Raw genomic sequence first — 16638 nt, 5'->3', positions numbered from 1 at the left:
GAGGATACGGCCGGGACCGGGCCGGCCGGGCAGGCTCCCGAAAGACTGATGGTGGCGGTGTGACCTGCGTTACATCTAGGGTGTGGGCACCCCCCCATGTCGCCCATGGACAGGACCCACGCTGATGGCCTCATTCCTCCCGCTGCGCAGGAAGGCCTCCGCGGCCGTCCTTGCGTTGGCGCTGCCCGCCCTTGCCGCGGCCAGCATCGTTCCCGTCGCCTCCGCCGCGCCTCCGGGCCCGGCCGCGGTGTCCCTCGAGCGCCTCCCGGACGAGGTGCCGTCCGTCGTGTCGATCACGGTGCCCGGCACGGCCGAGCTCGACCGGCTCGTCGCGACGGGTGTCGATCTCGACCACGGGGTGGAACAGCGTCCGGGCGGTCTCGAGGTGCGCGCGATCATCACGGGGAACGAGGCCAAGGCGCTCCGCGCGGCGGGCTTCGAGACCGGAGAGACCCTCTACACGCAGCAGGACACCGAGGCCGCGCTCGACCAGCGGGACGCGACGATCCGCGCCGCGAAGGCCGCCAACGCGGCCTTCGCGGACGAGGCGACGCATCCCGACGTCTCCGACGTGAAGATCACCCGCGCCGAGTACTACACCGTGTTCGGCACGCCCGTGCTGTCGGTCGAGGCGAAGTGGGCGAACGGGCAGGACGCCACCACGGCGCTGACGGTGGAGCGCGACAGCGGTCCCGGTACGGCGTTCGGCAGCGGCGGGACCCAGACGATCAACCGCTTCGTCGACGCGAACGTCTACCTCTACCACCGCGGCGCCAGCCCCACGACCGGCGAGCAGGCGCTGACGAGCCGCCCGGACCGGATCAGGATCACCAGCCCCGGCGGTGACGTCGCGATCGCCAAGGTGACGGACTGGCTGCCCACCGGCGACGAGCCCGACCCGTTCAAGGGCGACGGCTACCAGCAGGACTTCATCACGTCCTACCTCGATCCGACGCAGCTCTACGACCGCATCCACCAGCTGGCGACCGACTACCCGCAGCTGGCCGAGATCGTCGAGCTGCCCAACAAGACCAACGGCTACCGTCGCCTGGCCCAGGCGGTCGTTCCGGCCGGGACGACCTCTGCGGACGACCCGCGTCGGGTGGCGTTCGACTCGAAGCAGCTGGGGCACGAGGGAGGCAACGGGATCACGGTGCGCGTGGTGCACCCGACCGCGGCGGACCAGGCCCTGAGCGTGACGGTCGCGGACCGCGCGATCACCATCTCCTCGGCCACCGACGGCACGGGCGTCGCCACGAGCACGGCCGCGGAGGTCGCGGCCGCCGTCGCGGCGAGTCCCGAGGCGAGCGCGCTCGTCTCGGCCTCCACCTACCGCGGCAACGCGGGGACCGGTGTCGTCCCGGCGACGCCCGAGACGACGCTGAGCGACAACCTCAAGGCGCCCGAGTACGTCTCGCGCAACCCGCACGAGGTCTACGCCATCAAGATCGGCAAGGTTCGCGACGGCTCCAAGCCGGGCGTCTTCTTCTACGCGCAGGAGCACGCGCGTGAGTGGGTCCCGCCGTTGGTGACGCTCGAGACCGCCGAGCGGCTCCTGCGCAACTACGCGACGCACGCGCCGACGCGCGAGCTCGTGGACAACCTGGAGATCTGGGTGCTCCCGTCGGTCAACCCCGACGGCGGCCACTACTCGTTCTACGACTTCAACTCGCAGCGCAAGAACATGACGCGTCACTGCGCCGACGGCGGCGCCACCGACGCGAACGGCCGCGACCAGTGGGGAGTGGACGTCAACCGCAACTACGACGAGTACAGCTTCTTCGACGGCTACTCGGGCGCGAACGACGTGTGCACGAGCGGCACCTTCGCGGGTCCGGCCGAGCTGAGCGAGCCCGAGGCACGGAACGTGGACTGGGTCGCCGCGCACCCGAACATGAAGTGGTCGATGAACGTCCACAGCTCGGGCAACTACTTCATGTGGTCGCCCGCGGCGTACAAGGTCCCCGGCCGCGTGACCGCGCCCGAGCCGACGCTTGAGGAGGAGTCGCTGTTCCAGGGCTCGTCCTCGCGGATCCTCACCGCCATCAAGCGCCACCGTGGCCTGTCGGTGACCCCGGCGCGCACCGGTCGCGTGGTCGACACCCTGTACTCCGCGGCCGGCAACTCCGGCGACATGCTCTGGTACAAGTACGGGATCTACGCGTGGGACTTCGAGGTCGGCTCGACCTTCCAGCCGCCGTTCGAGGCGACGGACCCGAAGGGACCGGGCGCCCACCAGGAGGCCATGGAGTTCTCCAACGGCCTCATCGAGATGCTGCGCATCGCCCGCGACCACGACACCGACACGGTGTCGCCCACCAGCGAGGTGAAGGTCACCTCGAGCACCACGGAGGGCAAGGTGAACGTCGAGTTCACGACGAACGAGCCGGCGAGCATCTTCTACACGACCGACGGGACGGTCCCGAACCTGCGCTCGACGATGTACGCGGCCGCCGGCCTGCGTGAGGGTGGTGAGCGGCTCAAGGTCGACGAGGGCGCCGAGATCCGCTGGATCGCGGTCGACAGCCGGGGCAACGTCGAGCGGAACTTCGTCCCGGGGCGTGAGGGCAACTACCGCACGTGGATCGCCCGGGTCGGGTACGAGGCGCCGCTCCCGGCGACGTCGACGTCCCTGACGCTCGACCGGGACACGATCGCTGCGGGCAAGACCGGGGTCACGGCCTCGATCGCGGTGGCCGCCACCGGCGCCGGTGACCAGCCCGACCCCGAGGGAGTCGTCACCGTGTTCGTCGACGACGAGGCGGTCGGGTCGGCCAACCTGGGTGCGGACGGCACCGCGGAGGTCGCCCTCCCGGCGATTCCCACGGCCGGTCAGCGCCTGGTCACCGCGCAGTACGGCGGCAGCGCCGAGCTCGCGGGGAGCACCTCGCAGCCCGTGGCGCTGAAGGTGCAGGCAGCCCCGGGCGTGCCGAGTGCCGCCGTCGCCCTGACGGTCGCCCCGCGCAGCATCGAGGCGGGCAAGAAGGGCGCGAAGGCCAGCATCACGGTGAAGGTCGACCGCGACGGCAAGGTCACCGCGGGTGCGGGACGGGTCGACGTCCTCGTCGACGGCGCCCGCCATCGCACGGTCACCCTCGACCGAGCCGGCCGCGCCACGGTCGCCCTCGGAGCGTTCCCGCGCACCGGTGCGCGGGTGATCACCGCGACGTACCGCGGCGCGGGTGACGTGGCAGCAAGCTCGTCGAAGCCGGTCGTCCTGCGGGTGACCAAGGCTCGGGCGACGGTCGGCCTCAAGGTCACGCCGAAGAAGGTCAGGACCACGACCCGCGCCCGGGTCACGGTCACGGTCAAGGCCCCGGCGGGCGTGAATGCTCGCGGCAAGGCGCTCGTGCGGGTCGGCTCGCGTGGGTACGTGGTCACGATCAACGCGAAGGGCAAGGGCTCGGTCAAGCTGCCCCGCCTGAGCCGGGGGACGAAGCGGGTGACGGTGTCCTATCTGGGCAACGCCCACGTGAAGCCCGCCACGAAGAAGGGCAAGATCACGGTCCGCCGCTGATCGTCCCGCCACCGCGCCCGCCCCGCCGTGCACTCGGCGGGGCGGGCGTGGTGATTCCGGGACGTGCAAGGACGCGACCGTCGAGGCCGAGACGGCCTTCGCCCATCTGCGCCGGAACTCGCAGGCCGAGAACCTGATCCGCGCCCGAGGGCGCACGGGCCACCGCTGTCGATCCGTCCGCGGACTAGCTCTCCTGCTTCTTGCGCGAGGGCTGGACGCGGCGCGGCTCACCCGGCATCTTCGGGTAGTCCGGCGGGTAGGGCATCTCGCCCAGGCCGTTCTCCTCGTCGCGGTCGTACCAGTCCAGCAGCGTCTGTAGGCTGTGCTGGACGTCGTCGATCTCGCCCCACGGATCGGGACGCTGCTCGAGCAGCGGCGGCACGGTGGTGAGGTTGAAGTCGCGCGGGTCCTCCACCGCGAGCAGCTCGTCCCAGGTCAGGGGAGTGGAGACCGGGGCCCCGGGCTTCGGCCGCAGTGAATAGGCGCTGGCGATCGTCCGGTCCCGGGCGTTCTGGTTGAAGTCGACGAAGATCGTCTCGCCGCGCTCCTCCTTCCACCAGGCGGTGGTGACCCGGTCGTCGCGGCGCTCGAGCTCGCGGCCGAGGGCCAGTGCCGCGTGACGCACGTCGGTGAAGGTCCAGCGCGGCTCGATCCGGGCGAAGATGTGCACGCCGCGGTTGCCGCTGGTCTTGGCGAACCCGCGGATCCCGATCTCCTCCAGCAGCTCCTTGGCCACCTTCGCCACCCGCAGGGCGTCCTTGAAGTCCGTGCCGGGCTGCGGGTCCAGGTCGATGCGGATCTCGTCGGGGTGGTCGACGTCAGCCCGTCGCACGGGCCACGGGTGGAAGGTGATCGTGCCCATGTGGGCCGCCCAGGCGGCGACCGCGATCTCGGTGGGGCAGATCTCGTCGGCACGCCGCCCGGAGGGGAAGTGGATCCGCACGGTCTCGAGGTACGGGGGAGCGCCCTTGGGCACGCGTTTCTGGTAGAACGCGTCGCCGTGGCTGTCGGCCCGGGTCGCCATCACCATGTCCTCGCGCACGCCCTTGGGCCAGCGCTCGAGCGTCGTCGGCCGCTCGCGCAGCGCCCGCATGAGCCCGTCCTGGACGGCGACGAAGTACTCGACGACCTCGAGCTTCGTGATGTCCGGCGTGCGCTCGGTCTTCTCGTAGATGACCCGGTCCGGGCTCGAGACGCGCACGGTGCGTCCGCCCGCCTCGACCTCCGCTGCTGATGCCCCCATGGGCCGACCTTAGCCTCGGATCACGCGACGCAGGGCTCAGTGAGGTGAGCCTTCGTTGAACGGGCGGAATCATTAACGCAACAATGGTGTTGTGAAATACGTGAGCGTGGATCAAGAGGTGTCGTCCGTCGACGACCTCTCCACGCGCGATCGCGTGGCCGAGAGCATTCTGGAGAACGGCCCGAGCACCGCCACGAGCCTGGCCTCCCGCCTCGGACTCACGCCCGCGGCCGTCCGCCGCCACCTCGAGCACCTCGTCGAGCAGGGTCTCGTCGAGTCGCACGAGGAGCGCATCCGCGGCCAGCGGCGCCGCGGCCGCCCGGCCCGCGTGTTCGCCCTGACCGCCGCCGGTCGCGACACGTTCGCCCACTCCTACGACGACCTCGCCGCCGAGGCGCTGCGCTTCCTGCGCGCCACCGGCGGCGACACCGCCGTCATGGACTTCGCCCGGCACCGGCTCGCCGACTTCCGCAACCGCTACGAGCGGCTGCTGTCCGGCGTCCCGGTCGAAGAGCAGGCATCGGTGCTGGCCAAGGCCCTCACCGACGACGGCTTCGCCGCCTCGGCCAGCTCGACCCCGCTGGGAGAGCAGATCTGCCAGCACCACTGCCCGGTGGCTCACGTCGCCGAGGAGTTCCCCCAACTGTGCGAGGCCGAGACCGAGGTCTTCGCGGACCTGCTGGGCTCCCATGTCCAGCGACTCGCCACCATCGCCCACGGCGACGGCGTGTGCACCACGCACCTGCCGCGCGCCACCCAGACCACCAGCACTGTGTCCCACCACGAAGGGGAGTCGCCATGACGACCACGAACGACACGACCTCGATCGAAGACCTGAACCCGGGTTTGAAGGAAGTCGGCAACTACGAGTTCGGTTGGCACGACGCCGACGTCGCCGGAGCCAGCGCGCAGCGCGGCCTCAGCGAGGCCGTCGTGCGCGACATCTCGGCCAAGAAGAGCGAGCCCCAGTGGATGCTCGACCTGCGCCTGAAGGGCCTCAAGCTCTTCAACCGCAAGCCGATGCCGACGTGGGGCGCCGATCTGGACCAGATCGACTTCGACAACATCAAGTACTTCGTCCGGTCGACCGAGAAGCAGGCGACCACGTGGGACGACCTGCCCGAGGACATCAAGAACACGTACGACCGCCTCGGCATCCCCGAGGCCGAGAAGCAGCGCCTGGTCTCCGGTGTCGCCGCTCAGTACGAGTCCGAGGTCGTCTACCACCAGATCCGTGAGGACCTGGAGCAGCAGGGCGTCATCTTCCTCGACACCGACACCGCGCTGAAGGAGCACCCCGAGCTCTTCCAGGAGTACTTCGGCACCGTGATCCCGGTCGGCGACAACAAGTTCGCCGCGCTGAACACGTCCGTGTGGTCCGGCGGCTCGTTCATCTACGTGCCCAAGGGCGTCCACGTCGACATCCCGCTGCAGGCCTACTTCCGGATCAACACCGAGAACATGGGCCAGTTCGAGCGGACGCTAATCATCGCCGACGAGGATTCCTACATCCACTACGTCGAGGGCTGCACGGCGCCGATCTACAAGACCGACTCGCTGCACTCCGCGGTCGTCGAGATCATCGTGAAGAAGGGCGCTCGCGTCCGCTACACGACGATCCAGAACTGGTCGAACAACGTGTACAACCTGGTCACCAAGCGCGCCACGTGCGAAGCCGGCGCCACGATGGAGTGGGTCGACGGCAACATCGGCTCCAAGGTCACCATGAAGTACCCGGCCGTCTACCTGATGGGCGAGGGCGCCAAGGGCGAGACGCTGTCGATCGCCTTCGCCGGCGAGGGCCAGTACCAGGACACCGGCGCCAAGATGGTCCACGTCGCGCCGAACACGTCGAGCTCGATCCTGAGCAAGTCCGTCGCCCGTGGCGGCGGCCGCACGTCCTACCGCGGCCTGCTCCAGGTCAACGAGGGTGCCTTCGGCTCGGCCAGCACGGTCAAGTGCGATGCGCTGCTCGTCGACCAGATCAGCCGCTCGGACACCTACCCGTACGTCGATGTCCGCGAGGACGACGTGACCCTCGGCCACGAGGCGACCGTCTCCAAGGTCAGCGACGACCAGCTCTTCTACTTCATGCAGCGCGGCATGGGTGAGGACGAGGCCATGGCGATGATCGTCCGAGGCTTCGTCGAGCCCATCGCTCGCGAGCTGCCCATGGAGTACGCGCTGGAACTGAACCGACTCATCGAACTGCAAATGGAAGGTGCTGTGGGATGACCGCCTTGACTCCCGTTGTGGGTGACGAGCGAATGGCTGGGGAGGAGGGCGACCAGATGGCCGCAGCGCTGGAGCTGGACCATGTCCAGAGCCACCTGCACCCCGAGCCGTCGTACGACGTCGAGGCCCACCCGAAGCCCACGGGCCTCGAGGAGATCTGGCGCTTCACGCCGCTCAAGCGCCTGCGCGGCCTGCTCGACGGGGTGCCGTCGGACGCGCGCCTGGAGTGGAAGGACGAGCTCCCGGCCGGCGCGACGCTGAGCACGATCACCACCGACGAGGCCAAGGCGATCGGCGGCATCGCGCCGCTGGACCGCCTCTCGGCACTGGCCGTCCAGAACGCCGGGGGAGCGACTCTGCTCTCCATCGACGGCGAGCTGGACACGCCCGCGCGCTTCACGATCAGCGGTGCGTCCACCGAGCAGACCGTCTGGGGCCACGTCGTGGTCAAGGTCGCGCCCTTCTCGAAGGCCACGATCCTGTTCGACCACGTCGGCTCGGCGACCTACGCCAGCACCGTCACCTACGTCATCGGCGACGGCGCGCAGCTGGACGTCGTGAACCTGGCCGACTGGAACGACGACACGGTCCACGCCGTGCAGAACGGCATCAGCGTCGGCCGTGACGCCGCGGTCCGCTTCTTCGAGTTCACGCTCGGTGGCGACCTCGTCCGCTCGTCGACCAACGTCGACTACCGGGGCACCGGTGGCAGCGTCGACCTGCTCGGCGTCTACTTCGCCGACGCCGGTCAGCACCTCGAGCACCGTCAGTTCGTCGACCACACGGCGCCCAAGACCCGCAGCAACGTCGAGTACAAGGGCGCGCTGCAGGGCCAGGACGCGCACACCGTGTGGATCGGCAACGTCCTGATCCGCAAGATCGCCGAGGGCATCGACACGTTCGAGCAGAACGACAACCTCGTCCTGACCGACGGCGCCCGCGCCGACTCCGTGCCGAACCTCGAGATCGAGACCGGCGACATCGCCGGGGCCGGTCACGCGTCGACCACGGGCCGCTTCGACGACGAGCATCTGTTCTACCTGCAGAGCCGCGGCATCGACCCGACCGAGGCCAAGCGCCTCGTCGTCCACGGGTTCTTCAACGACATCATCCGCCGCATCGGTGTCGAGGACCTGCAGGAGCGCCTGATGGCCGCCATCGAGGACGAGCTGGCCGCGGTGGTCGGCACGCCCGCGGCGGTGAGCGAATGACCTTCCGCGAGGTGGCGAAGCTCGCCGACGTCCCCGAGGGCGCCGCCCTGGGCATCGAGTTCGAAGGGCACGACCTGGCCCTGGTGCGCGACGGTGACACCGTCTACTGCATCCAGGACTGGTGCTCGCACGCCGAGATCCCGCTCTCCGACGGTGACGTCGAGGGCTGCGAGATCGAGTGCTTCCTGCACGGGTCGCGCTTCGACCTGCGCACCGGCAAGGCGCTGGGCCTCCCGGCCACCGAACCTGTCCCCGTCTACCAGACCAAGATCGAGGGAGAGACCGTCTGGGTCGACCTCCCCAACCAAGGAGAAAACGCATGAGCACCCTGGAGATCAAGAACCTCCACGTGTCCGTCGACACCGAGGGCGGCGCCAAGGAGATCCTCCGCGGCGTCGATCTGACCATCAACTCCGGCGAGGTCCACGCGATCATGGGGCCGAATGGCTCCGGCAAGTCGACCCTCGCGTACTCGATCGCCGGGCACCCGAAGTACACGGTCACCGACGGCGAGGTCCTCCTCGACGGCGAGAACCTGCTGGAGATGAGCGTCGACGAGCGCGCCCGCGCCGGCCTGTTCCTGGCCATGCAGTACCCCGTCGAGGTCCCCGGCGTCTCGGTCGCGAACTTCCTGCGCACCGCCAAGACCGCCATCGATGGCGAGGCCCCCAAGCTGCGCACGTGGGTCAAGGACGTCAACGCGGTGCTCGAGCGCATGACGCTCGACCCGACCTTCGCCCAGCGCTCGGTCAACGAGGGCTTCTCCGGCGGCGAGAAGAAGCGCCACGAGATCGCCCAGCTCGAGCTGCTCAACCCGAAGTTCGCGATCCTCGACGAGACCGACTCCGGCCTGGACATCGACGCCCTGCGCGTCGTCTCCGACGGCGTCAACCGCTACTCGGCCCAGGGTGACCGCGGCGTGCTGCTGATCACGCACTACACGCGCATCCTGAACTACATCAACCCCGACTACGTGCACGTCTTCGTCGCGGGTCGTCTGGCCGAGACCGGCGGCAGGGAGCTCGCCGAGGAGCTCGAGGTCTCGGGCTACGACAAGTTCCTCAAGGCGGCTCTCTGATCATGACCGGCTACGACGTCGAGGCGATCCGCAAGGACTTCCCCATCCTGTCCAGGACGATGGCGGGAGACCGCCCTCTGGTGTACCTGGACAGCGCCAACACGTCGCAGAAGCCGCGTCAGGTCGTCGAGGCGATCGAGCGTCACTACCTCGAGCACAACGCCAACGTCGCGCGAGCGATGCACCAGCTCGGCGCGGAGGCCAGCGAGGCCTTCGAGCTGGGCCGGGACAAGGTCGCGGCCTTCATCGGCGCGCCCCGTCGCGAGGAGATCGTGTTCACCAAGAACGCCTCCGAGGCGCTCAACCTGGTGGCGCGAGTCCTGGGCGACGGCGGCCGCGTCGGTCCGGGGGACGAGGTCGTGGTGACCCAGATGGAGCACCACTCCAACCTCGTGCCGTGGCAGCTGCTCACGCAGCGCACCGGCGCCGACCTGGCCTGGTACGGCGTCACGCCCGAGGGTCGTCTCGACCTGGACTCGCACACGCTGACCGAGCGCACCAAGGTCGTCGCGGTCACGTGGGTGTCGAACATGCTCGGCACGATCAACCCCGTCGCCGAGATCGTCCGGCGCGCCCGCGAGGTGGGTGCGCTGGTCGTCATCGACGCGTCGCAGGCCGTGCCGCAGCTTCCGGTCGACGTGGCCGCGCTGGGCGCCGACTTCGTCGCGTTCACGGGCCACAAGATGGTCGGTCCGACCGGCATCGGCGTCCTGTGGGGTCGCTACGACCTGCTCGCCGAGCTGCCTCCGTTCCTCGGCGGTGGCGAGATGATCGAGACCGTGTCGATGGAGCGCACGACCTTCGCCGCGCCGCCGCACCGGTTCGAGGCGGGCACGCCGCCGATCGCGCAGGCGGTCGGTCTCGGCGCCGCGGTCGACTACCTGACCGATCTCGGCATGGAGAACGTCGCGGCGCACGAGCAGCAGATCACCGCGTACGCACTGAGCGCGATGAACGAGCTGCCCGGTGTCACGATCATCGGCCCCAAGGAGCCGGTCGACCGCGGGGGAGCGATCAGCTTCACCATCGACGGCGTCCACCCGCACGATGTGGCCCAGTTGCTCGACTCGCAGGGCGTCGCCGTGCGCGCGGGTCACCACTGCGCCAAGCCGTTGCACCAGTGCTTCGGCGTCCAGTCCACGACGCGTGCGTCGTTCTACCTGTACACGACCGAGGCCGAGATCGACGCGCTCGTCGCGGGGATCCGCCACACCCAGTCGTACTTCGGAGCCTGAGAATGAACGCTTCCAACGTCGATGCGCTGTACCAGGAGATCATCCTGGACCACTACAAGAACCCGCACGGGGCGGGCCTGCGCGAGCCCTTCGAGGCCGAGGTCCATCACGTGAACCCCACGTGCGGTGACGAGATCACCCTGCGCGTCCATCTGGAGGGCGAGCAGGTCGCCGACGTGTCGTACGACGCGGCCGGCTGCTCCATCAGCCAGGCGTCCGCCTCGGTGTTGAACGACCTGGTCGTCGGCAAGGCTGTCGGCGACGCACTGACCACACTCGATGCTTTCCAGGAGCTCATGCAGGGCCGCGGTCAGGTCGAACCTGACGAGGACGTGCTCGAGGACGGCATCGCCTTCGCGGGCGTCGCGCAGTTCCCGGCACGCGTCAAGTGCGCCCTGTTGTCCTGGATGGCCTGGAAGGACGCCGTCGCCCAGGCTTCGGCCAAGGAGGATTCATGACCACTGACCACAGCGATCTGCCCGACGTCACGGTGCAGCCCGGCGCCACGAGTGACGAGGACATCTGGGAGGCGATGAAGGACGTCGTCGACCCCGAGCTCGGCATCAACGTCGTCGACCTGGGCCTCGTCTACGGCGTCCACACCGACGAGCACAGCAACACGATCCTGCAGATGACCCTGACGTCCGCGGCCTGCCCGCTGACCGACGTCATCGAGGACCAGACCCGCGCCGCGCTCGACGGCCTCGTCAACGACTTCCGGATCGAGTGGGTCTGGATGCCGCCGTGGGGCCCGGACAAGATCACCGACGACGGCCGCGAGATGCTCCGCGCCCTCGGCTTCAACATCGGCTGACATCGGCTGACCACGGCCGCTCCATCCTCCACTTTTGGAAACGGATCCACGTCCCTGAGCGATCAGAACGTGGATCCGTTTCCAAAAGTGCGTAGTGCGCAGCAGGACGATTTCGCCTCGCGGGGGATCGGTCCGTAGACTGCTTCGGTGGACATGATCCGGCTGGAGTGACGCGCGAGCCTCTGCTCGACCCCTGCGTCCTCGCCCGTCCACCCCTCACGAAGGCTTTTCCATGATCACCGCTTCCCACGTGGAGCTGCGCTTCGGCGCGCGCGTCCTGATGTCCGACGTCTCCTTCCAGGTCGCCAAGGGCGACAAGATCGGCCTCGTCGGCCGCAACGGCGCCGGCAAGACCACCTTGACCAAGATGCTGGCCGGCGCCGGTGGCGAGCCCGCCGAGGGGACCATCACCCGCACGGGCACCGTCGGCTACCTGCCGCAGGACCCCCGCGTCGGCGACCCCAGCGTCACGGCGCGTGACCGCATCCTGGCGGCTCGTGGTCTCGACGACGCGCTGCGCCGGATGCGCCAGGCCGAGAAGGAGATGGCGTCCGAGGACGCCGCGGTGGCCGAGGACGCCATGCGGCGCTACTCACGTGCCGACGCGGAGTTCGGAGCCGGTGGCGGCTACGCGGCCGAGTCCGAGGCGGCGACGATCGCCACTGCGCTCGGCCTGCCCGAGCGGGTCCTCGAGCAGCCCCTCAGCACGCTGTCCGGTGGTCAGCGCCGCCGCATCGAGCTGGCGCGGATCCTGTTCTCCGACGCCGACATCCTGCTGCTCGACGAGCCGACGAACCACCTGGACGCCGACTCCATCGTGTGGCTGCGCAATTTCCTGAAGAACTTCAACGGCGGCTTCGTGGTCATCAGCCACGACGTCGAGCTCGTCGAGGAGACCGTCAACAAGGTCTTCTACCTCGACGCCAACCGCGGTCAGATCGACATCTACAACATGGGCTGGCGTGCCTACCTCAAGCAGCGCGAGGCCGACGAGGCCCGCCGCAAGCGTGAGCGCGCCATCACCATGAAGCAGGCCGAGCGACTCATCGACCAGGGCAACCGGATGCGCGCCAAGGCGTCCAAGGCGACCGCGGCGCAGCAGATGCTCAAGCGCGCCGAGAAGATGATGGCCGGACTCGAGGACGTGCGCGCCGTCGACAAGGTCGCCAAGATCGCGTTCCCCAAGCCCGCGCCCTGCGGCAAGACCCCGCTCATGGCGACGGGCCTGTCCAAGTCGTACGGGTCGCTGGAGATCTTCACCGACGTCGACCTGGCGATCGACCGCGGCAGTCGCGTCGTGATCCTCGGGCTCAACGGTGCGGGCAAGACCACGCTGTTGCGCCTGCTGGGCGGGGTCGACGAGTCCGACACCGGCGAGATCATCCCCGGCCACGGCCTCAAGATCGGCTACTACGCCCAGGAGCACGAGACGCTCGACACCTCGCGCACGGTGCTGGAGAACATGCAGAGCGCCGCGCCGCACCTGAACGACGCCGAGGCGCGCAGCGTCCTGGGCTCGTTCCTGTTCACCGGCGACGACACCGCGAAGCCGGCGGGCGTGCTGTCCGGTGGCGAGAAGACCCGGTTGGCGCTGGCCAGCCTCATCGTCTCGAGCGCCAACGTGCTGCTGCTGGACGAGCCGACCAACAACCTGGACCCCGCGTCACGCGAGGAGGTGCTGGCGGCGATCCGCTCCTACGAGGGCGCGATCGTGCTGGTGACCCACGACGAGGGCGCGGTGCACGCGCTGGAGCCCGACCGGGTGCTGCTGCTGCCCGACGGGGAGGAGGACCTCTGGTCCGACACCTACGCCGACCTGGTCAGCCTGGCCTGACGACCTACGACCGCGGCCCCGCCACCCGAAGGTGGCGGGGCCGCGGCGTTGGCGCAGGTGCTGGTCAGCCGACCTTCTGCACGGCGACGGTGATGTCAGCCGCGAAGCCGCCGCTGCCGGCAGCGGAGCCGTCGGGGTTGTAGCCGAACGCCGAGACCTTGACGGTCTTGGTCTCGGTCAGGGTGATGACGCGCAGCGACGTGCCCTGGGCCTCGCGCTCGTACGCCGTCGCGCCCGGCAGGGTCGCGAAGATCGAGCCGGCGTCCAGGCCCCAGGCGCTGTCGTCGGCGACGCGCAGCGCGGCCTGCAGCGACGGAGCGGCGGTGGGCGTCGTGCCGTTGTGACGGAACAGCGCATCGGTCTGGACGAGGTACTTGCCGGCGGGCAGCTCGAACGAGCCGACCGTGGTGGCGCGCGATGCGAAGCTGCCGCCGATGTTGGCGATCGTGACCTGGGGGAACGTGTTGGCGTAGGTCAGCTCGAAATTCGTGCCGTCGACGCCGTCCGTGCCGTCCTTGCCGTCGACGCCGTCCGTGCCGTCCTTGCCGTCGACGCCGTCCTTGCCGTCGGCGCCGTTGGTCCCGGGCTTGCCGTCGACGCCGTTCTTGAGGGCCTTGAGCTTCTTGACCTCGGCGAGGCGCTGCTGGATGCCGGCGGAGAGCTCCTTCTGGCCGAGCGATCCGTTCTTGATGTCGGCGCCGGTCAGCGACTCGTTCTTGACCTGCGATCCGGTGATCCACTTGGCGGCCTGGGCGCCACCGCCACTGAAGCCGACCAGGAGCATCGCGGCGGCGGACGCAACAGCAGCGACCTTCAACTTCTTGTTCATGTGTGTCCCTCGGGGGTTGTCCACCGGCGTGTCCGGGGGCTCACCCGAACCTAGGGGACGGCGAGGACAGAAATGAGACGTTTGCCCTAACTCGCGGCGGTCTCGCTCGTGGGGGTGCGGCGCTCACGCAGCTCGGCGCGGACGAAGAGCACATAGCCGAGCAGCGCGAGGGCCATGAAGAAGTACCACTGCATCGAGTAGAACAGGTGCGGTCCGGTGCCGAGGTCGGGATCGACCGGACCTTCCAGGCCTTCCTGCTTCGGCTCGGTCAGGGCGACGTAGCCAGGGAGGGGCTCGGCGCCGAGGAACTCCGTCCAGCGGGCGCCGTTGACGGCGCGGACCTGGCCGTCGCGCGGTGTCGTCGCGGCCGTGTCGGCCGTGCTGGCCGGCTGCAGCCAACCCGTGATCGTGATGGGGCCGCTGGGTGCCGGGGGGACGTCCTCGGGCGCCTCGCCGTTGCGCGGGCCCTGGATCCAGCCGCGATCGACCAGGACGACTCGGCCGTCGGCGAGTCGCAGGGGAGTGATCACCTGGACGCCCGGCTGGCCGTCGCGGTGGGCGAAGCGCACCGTGACCTCGCGCGAGGAGTCGAACGTGCCGGTGGCCGTGACCGTGCGGTACTCGAGGTCGGGGTTCCAGCCGTCGGCCAGCACGTCCGAGACAGGAGCGGGCTCGGCGTCGAGGTTGGCCTCGACGATGGCGTTGTCGGCCTTGCGCTGCTCCCAGCGGTCGTACTGCCACCCACCGAGGACGTACGACGTGGTCGCCATGGCCACGACGAAGACCGCCAGCCCGATCCAACGCGGGCTCAGAAGGAAGCGGAACACCTAGCCGTCCAGTTCCTTGCGGTCCACGCCGAACGGGGACGGGCCGTCGCCCGGATTGCGGATGGCGGAGTTGCCGATCACAACGGCGATGTACGGGAGGACGACCGCGCCGAGCAGCAGGACCCAGCGGATCCAGTGGTCGACGGCCACGAAGGACAGGAAGCACGCCACGCGGATGGCCATCGAGATGAGGTAGTTGCGCTCGCGGTGGTCGACCTGGGCGCTGTGGGGCTCGCGCGCACTCGTGATCGAGTGGACCTCTTCGGAGTCGCCGCGTGCCATGCCCAGAGTCTACGCCGTGGCTCCCGCCCGTCAGCGGCCCGGCGGTGCAACGATGGGCTCATGAGCAACCGCACCTACCGCGTCACCGAAATCGTCGGAACGTCCCCGGACGGGGTCAGCGAAGCCATCGACAGCGGCATCGCCCGCGCCGCCCAGACCCTGCGTCACCTCGACTGGTTCGAGGTCGTGGGGATCCGCGGGCAGATCGTCGACAGTGAGGTCGAGCACTACCAGGTCACCATGAAGCTGGGCTTCCGTCTCGAGGACGACGAGTAGGAGCCCGCCGCATCAGGTCGAGGCGGTCCCGTCAGCGGCGTCGGCCGCCTCGACCTCCTCGCGCGTGATGCCCATGAGGTAGACGATCGCGTCGAGGTACGGCACGTTCACGGACGTCTGCGCCTGGTCGCGCACGAGGGGTTTCGCGTTGAACGCGATCCCCAGCCCGGCCGCGGCCAGCATGTCCAGGTCGTTGGCGCCGTCGCCGATGGCCACGGTGTTGCGGACGTTGATGCCGGCCTGGCCCGCGAAGGAGCGCAGCGCGTCGGCCTTGCCCGCGCGGTCGACGACGCGCCCGACGACCCGGCCGGTCAGCTCGCCGTCGCGGACCTCCAGCTCGTTGGCCGCGAAGTAGTCGATGTCCAGATCGGCGGCGATCCGCTCGATGATCTGGGTGAAGCCGCCGCTGACGAGCGCGAACCGGTAGCCCAGCCGCTTGAGCGTGCGGATCATGGTGCGCGCGCCGGGGGTGTACTCGAGGCCGCCGTAGACCTCGTCCAGGGCGGACTCGGGCACGCCGCGCAACTGGGCCACGCGCTCGTGCAGGGACTCGGAGAAGTCCAGCTCGCCGCGCATCGCGCGCTCGGTGACCTCGGCGACGGCCTCCTCGCAGCCGGCGTGCGCCGCGAGCATCTCGATGACCTCGCCCTGGATCAGGGTCGAGTCCACATCCATCACGACCAGGCGCTGCGCGTGGCGCAGGATCCCGTGCTCCTGCACGGCCACGTCGGTGCCGTACCGGTGCCCGATCGCCGCGAGCTCGGACTGCAGCGCGTCGGGATCGGCGCCCGAGACCTCCATCCGGATCGCGGTGACGGGGTAGCGGGCCATCCGCACGATGCGGTCGATGTTGCCGCCGAGCTGGTTGATGCCCTCGGTCAGGGCGGCCAGCGCGTCGGGCATCAGCGGAGCGCCCAGCACGACGACCTGCGACCGACCCACGCGGCGGGGCCGGTTGTCGCCGGTGCCGTGGACCGACTCCACCTCGAGGCCGAGCTCGGCGCCCACGCGCGTCATGTCGGACTCGAACCGGGGGAGGTCCTCGGGGGTGGTGACCAGCACGCTCAGGACCAGCCGGCCGCGGACCACGAGCTGCTCGACGTCGATGACCTCGACCCCGTGATCGTCCAGCGCGGAGAAGACCCGGGTGGACACGCCGGAGCGGTCGGGACCGCTGAAGGTGACCAGCACCGTCGGGGCGGTCAGATGCAGGGTGGGGACGTGTTCGGCAGCCGGCGTGCTCATCGTGTCGAGGGT

16 protein-coding genes are annotated in these 16638 nt (G+C 69.4%); 11 read left to right on the top strand and 5 right to left on the bottom strand.

Features of this window, described 5'->3' with window-relative positions; genetic code table 11:
* Positions 1–124: 124 nt before the first annotated feature.
* Positions 125–3517, top strand: a complete 3393-nt coding sequence (locus NP095_RS08770) for a M14 family zinc carboxypeptidase (protein ID WP_256765939.1) — start codon at positions 125–127, stop codon at positions 3515–3517.
* A 184-nt stretch (positions 3518–3701) separates the two neighbouring features.
* Here NP095_RS08770 and NP095_RS08765 read toward each other — a convergent pair whose 3' ends face one another.
* Complete coding sequence (locus NP095_RS08765) at positions 3702–4760, bottom strand: DNA polymerase domain-containing protein (protein WP_256765938.1); 1059 nt, start codon at positions 4758–4760, stop codon at positions 3702–3704.
* A gap of 118 nt (positions 4761–4878) precedes the next feature.
* Here NP095_RS08765 and NP095_RS08760 point away from each other — a divergent pair, with 118 nt between their 5' ends.
* The 9 genes from NP095_RS08760 (at position 4879) to NP095_RS08720 (ending at position 13167) form a co-directional block, all read left to right on the top strand.
* Positions 4879–5562 (top strand): helix-turn-helix transcriptional regulator, encoded by a 684-nt coding sequence (locus NP095_RS08760; RefSeq protein WP_256765937.1) that lies wholly within the window; start codon positions 4879–4881, stop codon positions 5560–5562.
* Positions 5559–6995 (top strand): Fe-S cluster assembly protein SufB, encoded by a 1437-nt coding sequence (sufB, locus tag NP095_RS08755; RefSeq protein ID WP_249378246.1) that lies wholly within the window; start codon positions 5559–5561, stop codon positions 6993–6995. Before NP095_RS08760 ends, sufB begins: the two co-directional genes overlap by 4 nt.
* Positions 6992–8206: a Fe-S cluster assembly protein SufD gene (sufD, locus tag NP095_RS08750; RefSeq protein WP_256765936.1), complete on the top strand. Its 1215-nt coding sequence runs from the start codon at positions 6992–6994 to the stop codon at positions 8204–8206. Before sufB ends, sufD begins: the two co-directional genes overlap by 4 nt.
* The gene (locus NP095_RS08745; RefSeq protein WP_249378244.1) at positions 8203–8529 is read left to right on the top strand and encodes a non-heme iron oxygenase ferredoxin subunit; all 327 of its coding nucleotides are present in this window, start codon (positions 8203–8205) and stop codon (positions 8527–8529) included. The genes sufD and NP095_RS08745 overlap by 4 nt, the downstream gene beginning before the upstream one ends.
* Positions 8526–9284, top strand: coding sequence for a Fe-S cluster assembly ATPase SufC (sufC, locus tag NP095_RS08740; RefSeq protein ID WP_256765935.1), 759 nt, complete (start codon positions 8526–8528; stop codon positions 9282–9284). The genes NP095_RS08745 and sufC overlap by 4 nt, the downstream gene beginning before the upstream one ends.
* A 2-nt stretch (positions 9285–9286) precedes the next feature.
* On the top strand, positions 9287–10519 hold the full coding sequence (locus NP095_RS08735; protein ID WP_256765934.1) for a cysteine desulfurase: 1233 nt from the start codon (positions 9287–9289) through the stop codon (positions 10517–10519).
* Between the two features lie 2 nt (positions 10520–10521).
* Entirely contained in the window at positions 10522–10977 is a 456-nt protein-coding gene (gene sufU / locus NP095_RS08730; protein WP_249378241.1) for a Fe-S cluster assembly sulfur transfer protein SufU, read from the top strand.
* Positions 10974–11333, top strand: a complete 360-nt coding sequence (locus NP095_RS08725; RefSeq protein ID WP_146827855.1) for a metal-sulfur cluster assembly factor — start codon at positions 10974–10976, stop codon at positions 11331–11333. Before sufU ends, NP095_RS08725 begins: the two co-directional genes overlap by 4 nt.
* A gap of 232 nt (positions 11334–11565) precedes the next feature.
* A complete protein-coding gene (locus NP095_RS08720; RefSeq protein ID WP_256765933.1) occupies positions 11566–13167 on the top strand; it encodes an ABC-F family ATP-binding cassette domain-containing protein in 1602 nt (533 codons plus the stop codon).
* 64 nt (positions 13168–13231) lie between these two features.
* On the opposite strand, the gene NP095_RS08715 is transcribed toward NP095_RS08720, so the two are convergent.
* The 3 genes from NP095_RS08715 to NP095_RS08705 all read right to left on the bottom strand — a co-directional run bounded on the left by NP095_RS08715 (position 13232) and on the right by NP095_RS08705 (position 15105).
* Positions 13232–13996, bottom strand: a complete 765-nt coding sequence (locus NP095_RS08715) for a hypothetical protein (RefSeq protein ID WP_256765932.1) — start codon at positions 13994–13996, stop codon at positions 13232–13234.
* Between the two features lie 86 nt (positions 13997–14082).
* Positions 14083–14823, bottom strand: coding sequence for an SURF1 family cytochrome oxidase biogenesis protein (locus NP095_RS08710; protein ID WP_249378219.1), 741 nt, complete (start codon positions 14821–14823; stop codon positions 14083–14085).
* Positions 14824–15105, bottom strand: coding sequence for a DUF3099 domain-containing protein (locus tag NP095_RS08705; protein ID WP_249378218.1), 282 nt, complete (start codon positions 15103–15105; stop codon positions 14824–14826).
* A 60-nt stretch (positions 15106–15165) separates the two neighbouring features.
* Between NP095_RS08705 and NP095_RS08700 the strand changes: the two genes are divergently transcribed.
* The gene (locus tag NP095_RS08700) at positions 15166–15381 is read left to right on the top strand and encodes a dodecin (RefSeq protein WP_249378217.1); all 216 of its coding nucleotides are present in this window, start codon (positions 15166–15168) and stop codon (positions 15379–15381) included.
* Positions 15382–15393: 12 nt separating this feature from the next.
* Here the strand turns inward: NP095_RS08700 and serB are convergent, their stop codons facing one another.
* Positions 15394–16626 (bottom strand): phosphoserine phosphatase SerB, encoded by a 1233-nt coding sequence (gene serB, locus NP095_RS08695; RefSeq protein WP_256765931.1) that lies wholly within the window; start codon positions 16624–16626, stop codon positions 15394–15396.
* Positions 16627–16638 lie beyond the last annotated feature (12 nt).

The organism is Aeromicrobium duanguangcaii (assembly GCF_024508295.1).
Classification (GTDB): Bacteria; Actinomycetota; Actinomycetes; order Propionibacteriales; family Nocardioidaceae; genus Aeromicrobium; species Aeromicrobium duanguangcaii.
The sequence above is the reverse complement of the archived record's forward strand: the minus strand, read 5'-3'. Positions and strand labels throughout refer to the sequence as shown.